The organism is Pseudomonas emilianonis (assembly GCF_023072625.1).
Classification (GTDB): Bacteria; Pseudomonadota; Gammaproteobacteria; order Pseudomonadales; family Pseudomonadaceae; genus Aquipseudomonas; species Aquipseudomonas paraveronii.
The window spans coordinates 1-7,662 of sequence record NZ_JAKNRV010000252.1 but is presented as its reverse complement, the minus strand read 5'-3'; the positions used below and the strand labels follow the sequence as shown (position 1 = coordinate 7,662).

The following is a 7,662-nucleotide window of genomic DNA, read 5'->3' as shown; positions in this document are numbered from 1 at the left end:
CAGATCCTCGACCGAAAAGCCGATTTCACCCTGATCGACTGCGGCGGGTAGCACAGACCGGCATCGGCACAGCCCTGCCAGCCCAGCTTGACCTGGCCGGTCACCCCCGCAGGAATCTTCACTTCCAGGCCTTGGCGGTACACTTGCTGCTCGCCGAAGAACTCATCGCTATGGGCTTCACCCTCGGGCAACGCCGGTTTTTCGGCGAGGCCGTCGAACTTCATGCGCTGCTGGTACAGGTAATAACCATCGGCAATCTGCCAATACAGCTGGGTTTCGCCGGACTCCAGGCGTTCGGAGGTAAAGGTGAAGGCCTTGGCTACCGGGAGAAAATCGGGTTTGGTCTCGAACGGGTTACCCGGCGCGGCCTGGGCGAATCCCGCGAACAACATCAGCAGTAAGGTAAATAGATGCCGCATGGTCAAGCCTTAGTTCGATGCAAGTGAGGCACACAATGTGTGGCGTTGATTAACCGATGATTAACCGGACGCTATTCTAGAGTGTAGGGAATATCTGATGTTGCGAACTTTGGCGGCATAATGCGCGCTTAATCGATCTGTCTTCTAATTCCCCCATCTTTCATGAAGGGTTCAGCATGCACGTACTGGTCTGTGAAGACGACGAACTGATCGCCAGCGGCATCGTGGCCGGCCTCGGCGCCCAGGGCTTTACCGTCGAGCGCGTCGCCACCGCTGCTGCCGCGCGGGCAATGCTCAAGGCTGCCGAATTCGACATCATGGTGCTCGACCTCGGGCTGCCCGACGAAGACGGCCTCAAGTTGCTGCAACAGCAGCGCAGCCAGGGCCTGGAAATTCCGGTGCTGATCCTCACCGCGCGGGATTCGGTGACCAACCGCGTCGACGGCCTGCAAGCCGGTGCCGACGATTACCTGCTCAAACCCTTCGACCTGCGCGAGCTCGCCGCGCGCCTGCAAACCTTGCTGCGCCGCGTGGCCGGGCGCAGCGTCAACCTGATCGAGCACGGCCGCCTCACTTACGACCCGAGCAGCCGCGAAACCCTGCTGGCCGGGCAATCCGTGGACCTTTCCCGCCGCGAACAAGCGCTGTTGCAGGCGCTGCTGCACAACAAGGGCCGCGTGCTCTCCAGCGAACAGCTCAAAGACAGCGTCTACGGCTTCAACGACGAACTGGAAAGCAACGCCCTCAACGTGCATATCCACCATTTGCGGCGCAAATTGGGCAACGGCATCGTCGAAACAGTACGTGGCCTGGGTTACCGCCTGGGCCCGGCGGATGGTGGAGATAGCACCCCGTGATGAGCCTGCGCCTGCGCCTGACCTTCAAGCTCGGCGCCGCTTTTGTGTTGATCTGGGCGCTGGCGGCTGCCTGGATGCTCAACGATCTGCGCAACCAGATGATGTTCTCCCTCGACCAGCGCCTGGTCGCGTCGGCGCGCATGGTCGCCGGTTTGATGGAGCAGATGCCGGGCCTGGCGAGCAGCGCTGAGGGCAAGCACTTCAGCGCCGAGCAACTGAATGTGCCGGGCGGCATGGCCTGTCAGGTCAGTTCCTTGCGCGGCGAAGTGTTGGCGCGCAGCCACACCACTCCGGACCAGGGGCTGGAATCCCATCGCAGCGGTTTTCGCGACCAGATCATCGACGGCGCGGCGTGGCGCAGCTTTACCCTGAGCCGTGGCGATCTGTTCATTACCACCGCCGACCGCCAGGTCGAGCGCGAGGCGTTGAACCTGTCGATCCTGCTGGCGGCCTCGGTGCCGGTCGGTGTGGCGTTGTTGGGCTGCCTGTGCCTGCTGTGGCTGGGGATCGGGCAAAGCCTGCTGCCGCTCAATCGAATGCGTGACGCATTGATGCGGCGCAGTGCCGATTCCCTCGAGCCGCTGCAGATCCACCCGCTGCCCAGCGAGTTGAAACCGCTGCTCGACACTCAGAACCAACTGTTGCAGCGCATCGCCAAGACCATCGAACGCGAACGGCGCCTCACCGGCGACGCCGCCCACGAACTGCGCAGCCCGCTGACCGCGATCAAGACCCACCTGCAAGTGGCGCGCATGACCGAAGGTGCGGCCCGCGATCAGTCCCTGGCCCATGCCGAGGAGGGCGCCGACCGCCTACATCGTACCCTCGAGCAATTGCTCTTGCTGGCGCGGGTGGAGGGCAGCCTGTCGTTCGACGACGGCTTGCAGTCCAGCGCCGAGCAAGTCGCGCGGTTGGCGATCCAGGACGCCAACGCCGGCGACAACCAGCGTATCGACCTGATCCTGCCGGAAAACCTCAGCGACACCCCGGTGGAAATGCCAGTGGGCCTGGCCGTCGCCGCCCTGCGCAACTTGCTGGACAACGCCCTGCGCCATACTCCGGGCGATACCCGGGTGGAGCTCAGTGTGTTGATGGCCGGCGATCAGGTGGTGTTCCGCGTGCGTGACCATGGCCAACAGATCGCCAGCGAAGACCTGCAATACCTGACACAGCGCTTCTGGCGCAACGGCAACAGCGAGGGCTGTGGCCTGGGCCTGGCGATTGTGCAGGCGATTGTCCAGCGCTGCTCCTGCTCGTTGACGTTCGATAGCCAGCCGGATGGCCTGCGGGTCGATTTGGGCATGCCGCTGCGTCGCTGATCACCGTTCTTTCGCGTGCCAAATAGTTACCGCCCGCCTGACGTTCAACCCTTCAGGATGGCGGTCATTGTTTTGCGCTTGAACGGGCCGAATGACTCGGCCTGTACCGAAAAGGACGATTCTTATGTTGGTCATCGATACCAGTTTCCCCGCCAAGGACTTCAACGAACGCAACGGCGAGCCCGTGGGGCAAGTGGTCCTGCATTACACCGCCGCGCCCTTTATGTCATCCCTGCAGACCCTGACGCGGCACGGTGTCAGTGCGCACTATCTGCTGCCTGATCCGGCTGAGCCCGGCTACCGCGCCGCCGGTTATGACGAGTTGCGCGTGTTCCGCCTGGTGGATGAGGCACAGCGCGCCTGGCATGCCGGGGCGAGCCACTGGGGCGGGCGGGACAACCTCAATAGCCGCGCGATCGGCATCGAGATCGTCAACCAGGCGCGCGATGAGGACGGCGTGTTTACCTTTCCTGCGTACCCTCGGGAGCAGGTGGATGTATTGATCGAATTGCTGCGCGACATCCTTGCGCGTTACCCGCACATCGGCCCGAGCGAGATCCTTGGGCATTCGGATGTGGCGTATTGGCGCAAGAGTGATCCGGGGCCACGCTTACCTTGGCGTTGCCTGTTCGAGGCGGGCGTAGGGGCCTGGTTCGATGAGGCAACGCGGGCGATGTACCAGCGCCGATTTTGTGTCGGGTTACCGCCCGAGGTGGAGGTGGAACGCGCCTTTCAGCGCTACGGGTATAAACCGGCGCAGAATCGCCAGGCGTTCGAGCTGCGGACCCGCGCGTTTCAAATGCACTTTCGGGCCAGGGATTATTGTGGGGCCCTGGATGCCGAGACGTGTGCGATTTTGTATGCGCTGAATGACAAGTACCGGGGGCTTTGACTTCGAGCGCTGCCTCATTTGGCGCTTCATCCATCCGTAACCTGCTCAACGACCCGGAAGACGGGGTGTTGTCGCCTGTGGCGGTGATTGTCGAAGGATCAGGTCGCCGAGATTTTCGGGTGTGCCTTGGCCACAGCGGTCGCCAGCCTCTAATTTTTCGCCAGCCTGGTACGTTTCTATAGATATCAGCGCTGCGCGTGGTGCGCAGCCAGCCTTTGAACGATGGAGAACAGCAATGACCTCAGCATTTGACCGCGACGACATCCTGTTTCAGGTAGTGGTCAACCATGAAGAACAGTATTCCATCTGGCCCGACTACAAGGCCGTGCCGGAAGGCTGGCGTAACGCGGGCAAGAGCGGCCTGAAGCAAGAGTGCCTGGACTACATCGAAGAGGTCTGGACCGATATGCGTCCGTTGAGCCTGCGCCAGAAGATGGACGGCGCCGCGCTGACCTGAGCCCACCCCACACAAATCAGCGAATCTCCAATGTGGGGGCAAGGCCGCGCCCACATCGCGCCTGAAGGTTCAGGCGTTCTTCTCTTTCTCCAGCCCGCCCGAAGCGCCGGTCACCACCTGCACACTCAGGCGCGGTGTGGCCAGGTCCAGCCCGGCCTCGTCCAGATGGCGTTTGAGCGACAGGTTGAACGCCCGCGATACTTCCCATTGCTTGATCGGCGCAGTCTTGAAGCGCGCGCGCAGAATCGCGCTGCCCGACTCGAAACTTTCCACGCCCTGAATCTCCAGCGGTGACCAGATATTGCGGCGTTGCAGTGGGTCGTTGCGCATCTGCTGGCCGACGTCGCGCATCAACTTGATCGCATCGTCGATGTCCATGTTGTACGGGATCGCCACCCGAAAGATCGCGTAGCCGAACTCTCGGGAGTAGTTCTTGATGCTCTTGATCTCGCTGAACGGGATGGTATGCACGATGCCGTCGATGTCGCGCAGGCGCACGGTACGGATGGTCAGGCCTTCGACTGTGCCGAGGTGGCCGCCGACGTCCACGTAGTCATCGATGGCCAGGGAGTCTTCGATGATGATGAACAGGCCGGTGATCAAGTCCGCCACCAGCGACTGCGCGCCAAAGCCGATGGCCAGGCCGATCACACCGGCACCGGCCAGCAGCGGCGTGACGTTCATGCCCATGTTGGCCAAGGCGACGATGGCCGCGATGATGAAGATGGTCACGAACAGCACGTTGCGGATCAGCGGCATCATGGTCTGCGCGCGCGCGTTGGCCAGGCCTTTGCGCGAGCGGGTGAGGGCGTGGTGGATCGCGGTGTCGCTGAGAATCCAGATCAGCCAGGCAAACAGCAGCGTGCCGCCGAGGCCGAACAGCTTGACGCTGATTTCATGGCCGTCGCCTTCGGTGAAGCGGATCAACGACAGGCCCCAGACCCTTAGCCCCAGCTCGATAAACGTCAGCCACACCACCAGGTGGGCGAGGGTGTAGACGAAGCTCTTCAGGCGTTCGGAGTACAGCGCATGGCGCTTGTGTCCGCGTTGCGGCTTGAGGGCATGGCGGCGTACCAGGCCGTTGATCACCATGCACAGCACCAGCAACACAGTGCATAGCAATGACTGACGCAACGCGTTGCTGGTGTCGCCGGCGGAGACGAAGGTGGCGAACAGCGAGATGCAGACCAACAGCAGGGCCGGGATGTACCAGAAGGTGCCGATGATTTCGATCGTATCGCTGAGGGCGCGGCGGGTCAGGCGACGGGACAGCGGCTGGTTGCGGATCAGGTGCGCAATCGGCCGGCGAAAGCGCAGGATAAACACGCCGGTGGACAGCGCGGCCATCACATTGGCGACAGTTGCCGCCGTGTGCGCCAGGTGCTGGCCCAGCGCAACGACCAGCCTGGGGTCACCCAAGGCTTCGCCAAAGGCGGCAAAACTGCCGATCAGCCACAAGGGCCGGAACGCCTTGCGCCGCAGGATATACAACGCGCGACGGCGATGCGGGCCGTCCAGCATGGAGAATGCGATCACGCAAATTGCCGAGAAACAGGTGCCGACCACCAGCGCATACGCCAGCACCATCGCCAGGGATTTGCCCAGGGACGAGGGCAGCGCGTAACTCAGGTACACGGTGATCACCAGTGCGATCAGCCACGGCCCCAGTTTGCGTAGGGCGAAGCGCAGCATGTCCCAGGTGCGCGGGTGTTGCGGCAGTTCTTCGGGCAGGCCGAAGCGCTCGCGCACGCGGTGGCTGAGCCAGATCAGCGCGGCGGCCAGCAGGCTCCACACGGCGAGGATCAGGGCAAAACCGAAGATGATCGGCAGCCATTCGCTGACCGGCAGCATCAAGGCCTTGAGTTCATCCTTGGCCATGTCCACTTCATCGGACCAGCGTCCCAGCGGGCTGTCGACACCGGAGAATTGCTGCTCAAGGCCAGACAGCGTGCTGCCGATCAGCCCGAGCACGCCTTGTTCGGCGGCCGGCTGGGCCTTTTGCGTGGCCTGGCGCAGCTTTTTCAGGTCGCTCAGCAACTGGGTACGTTGCTGGTCGTTTTCCAGGGTCTTGATCACCTCGTCCAGCGATTGCCCCAGCGGCAGGTCGGCCTGGGGTTGAGGCTTGCTGGTGCCACCCAGCAGCCCAGGCAAGCCAACGGCCTGGGCCGGAGCGAGCGGGAGCAGGGTGAGCAGGGCGATCAGCAAGTAGCAGGGCAGGGCAAACAGACGGGAAAGCACGAGGCGGTCAACCTTGAAAACGACGAATTGACCGAGTGTACGAGGCCCCTATGCCCAATGCGAGTGCATTTGTTATTCAGCGAGTTTAGCGAGGATCTTGTAAACCACGGTGCCCAGGATCAACAGCATGCCGACCCACATGCCAAACACACCGAGCGGCTTGTCACGAAAATTGAAACCGACCGCGAGCATGATCATGCCGATGAGGATAGGAATGAGCATGGTGTGGAATGAGGACATGGTGATCATGAGGCGACGGCCCTGTCAGAGTGGGAATAATGACAAGTCTAGGTGGGATTGCGGGAAATGTAGGTGATATAGATCAGGTGTACGCGAAGCCAAATGTGGGAGGGGCGGTGCGACGATTCGACTTGCCCCTCCCACCTGTTTAGCTGCATTCAGCCTTTGGCTCAGGGCAGATCGCGGCTTGCGTAGAACGCACCGAGGACTTTCACCAGATGCGCCAGGTCATGGCTGCCGCACAGCTCGCGAATGGAGTGCATGGCGAACGTCGGCAAGCCGATGTCGACGGTGCGCACACCCAGGTGGCTGGCGGTGATCGGGCCGATGGTCGAGCCGCAGCCCATGTCGCTGCGCACCACAAAGCTCTGCACTGGCACTTCCTCGGCCATGCACAGGTGGCGGAAGAAGCCGGCGGTTTCGCTGTTGGTGGCGTAGCGCTGGTTGCTGTTGACCTTGATCACTGGGCCGGCGTTGAGTTTCGGGCCGTGGTTGGCGTCATGCTTGTCGGCATAGTTCGGGTGGATGCCGTGGGCATTGTCGGCCGATACCAGCAGCGATTTCTGAATGGTGCGTACAAACTCGTCACCTTCCGGCAGCAGGCGCCGCAGGGTCTGCTCCAGCATCGGGCCGTCGGCACCGCAGGCCGAGCAGGAGCCGACTTCTTCGTGGTCGTTGCACACCAGCACGCAGGTTTCATCGGTCTCGCTGGTGAGCAAGGCTTGCAGGCCGGCGTAGCACGACAGCAGGTTGTCCAGGCGGGCACCGGCGATGAAGTCGCCATTGAGGCCGATCACGGCGGCGCTTTGGGTGTCGTAGAAGCTCAGCTCGTAGTCGAGCACCACGTCGGCGTTCAGCCCGTGCTCGCGGGCCAACTGCTCGGTGAGTACGGCGCGGAAGTCCACGCGCTCGTCACCGGCAAACTGCGCGAGGATAGGCGGCAGTTCGGTCTGGGCATTGATTGCCCAGCCCTGGTTGGCTTCACGGTTCAGGTGGATGGCCAGGTTGGGGATGATGGCAATCGGCAGTTTGAAGTCGATCAGTTGGCTTTCGACCTTGCCGTCGCGGCGGAAGGTCACGCGGCCGGCCAGGGAAAGGTCGCGGTCGAACCACGGTGCTAGCAATGCGCCGCCGTAGACTTCGACGCCCAACTGCCAGAAGCCCTGGCGTTGCAGCTCGGGCTGGGGCTTGACCCGCAGGCACGGGCTGTCGGTGTGGGCGCCGACCAGGCGGATGCCGC

General features: G+C 62.5%; 8 protein-coding genes. 4 read left to right on the top strand and 4 right to left on the bottom strand.

The features are described from left to right. Positions 1-419: protein-disulfide reductase DsbD domain-containing protein (locus L9Z73_RS21230; RefSeq protein WP_282598704.1), on the bottom strand; the 419-nt coding region annotated here is incomplete at its 3' end. A gap of 176 nt (positions 420-595) precedes the next feature. Here L9Z73_RS21230 and L9Z73_RS21225 point away from each other — a divergent pair. The 4 genes from L9Z73_RS21225 (at position 596) to L9Z73_RS21210 (ending at position 3,944) form a co-directional block, all read left to right on the top strand. After that, positions 596-1,276: a response regulator gene (locus tag L9Z73_RS21225; protein WP_247405074.1), complete on the top strand. Its 681-nt coding sequence runs from the start codon at positions 596-598 to the stop codon at positions 1,274-1,276. Further along, entirely contained in the window at positions 1,276-2,595 is a 1,320-nt protein-coding gene (locus L9Z73_RS21220) for an ATP-binding protein (protein WP_247405070.1), read from the top strand. Before L9Z73_RS21225 ends, L9Z73_RS21220 begins: the two co-directional genes overlap by 1 nt. Before the next feature lie 124 nt (positions 2,596-2,719). Continuing rightward, positions 2,720-3,487, top strand: coding sequence for an N-acetylmuramoyl-L-alanine amidase (locus L9Z73_RS21215; protein WP_247405067.1), 768 nt, complete (start codon positions 2,720-2,722; stop codon positions 3,485-3,487). 235 nt (positions 3,488-3,722) lie between these two features. Then, the gene (locus tag L9Z73_RS21210; protein WP_198717259.1) at positions 3,723-3,944 is read left to right on the top strand and encodes an MbtH family protein; all 222 of its coding nucleotides are present in this window, start codon (positions 3,723-3,725) and stop codon (positions 3,942-3,944) included. Positions 3,945-4,013: 69 nt separating this feature from the next. Here L9Z73_RS21210 and L9Z73_RS21205 read toward each other — a convergent pair whose 3' ends face one another. From L9Z73_RS21205 to L9Z73_RS21195, 3 genes are all read right to left on the bottom strand, one after another. After that, positions 4,014-6,182, bottom strand: a complete 2,169-nt coding sequence (locus L9Z73_RS21205; protein WP_247405064.1) for a mechanosensitive ion channel family protein — start codon at positions 6,180-6,182, stop codon at positions 4,014-4,016. A 72-nt stretch (positions 6,183-6,254) separates the two neighbouring features. Further along, on the bottom strand, positions 6,255-6,422 hold the full coding sequence (locus tag L9Z73_RS21200) for a hypothetical protein (protein ID WP_247405077.1): 168 nt from the start codon (positions 6,420-6,422) through the stop codon (positions 6,255-6,257). Positions 6,423-6,592: 170 nt separating this feature from the next. Continuing rightward, positions 6,593-7,662: M18 family aminopeptidase (locus L9Z73_RS21195; protein WP_247405063.1), on the bottom strand; the 1,070-nt coding region annotated here is incomplete at its 5' end.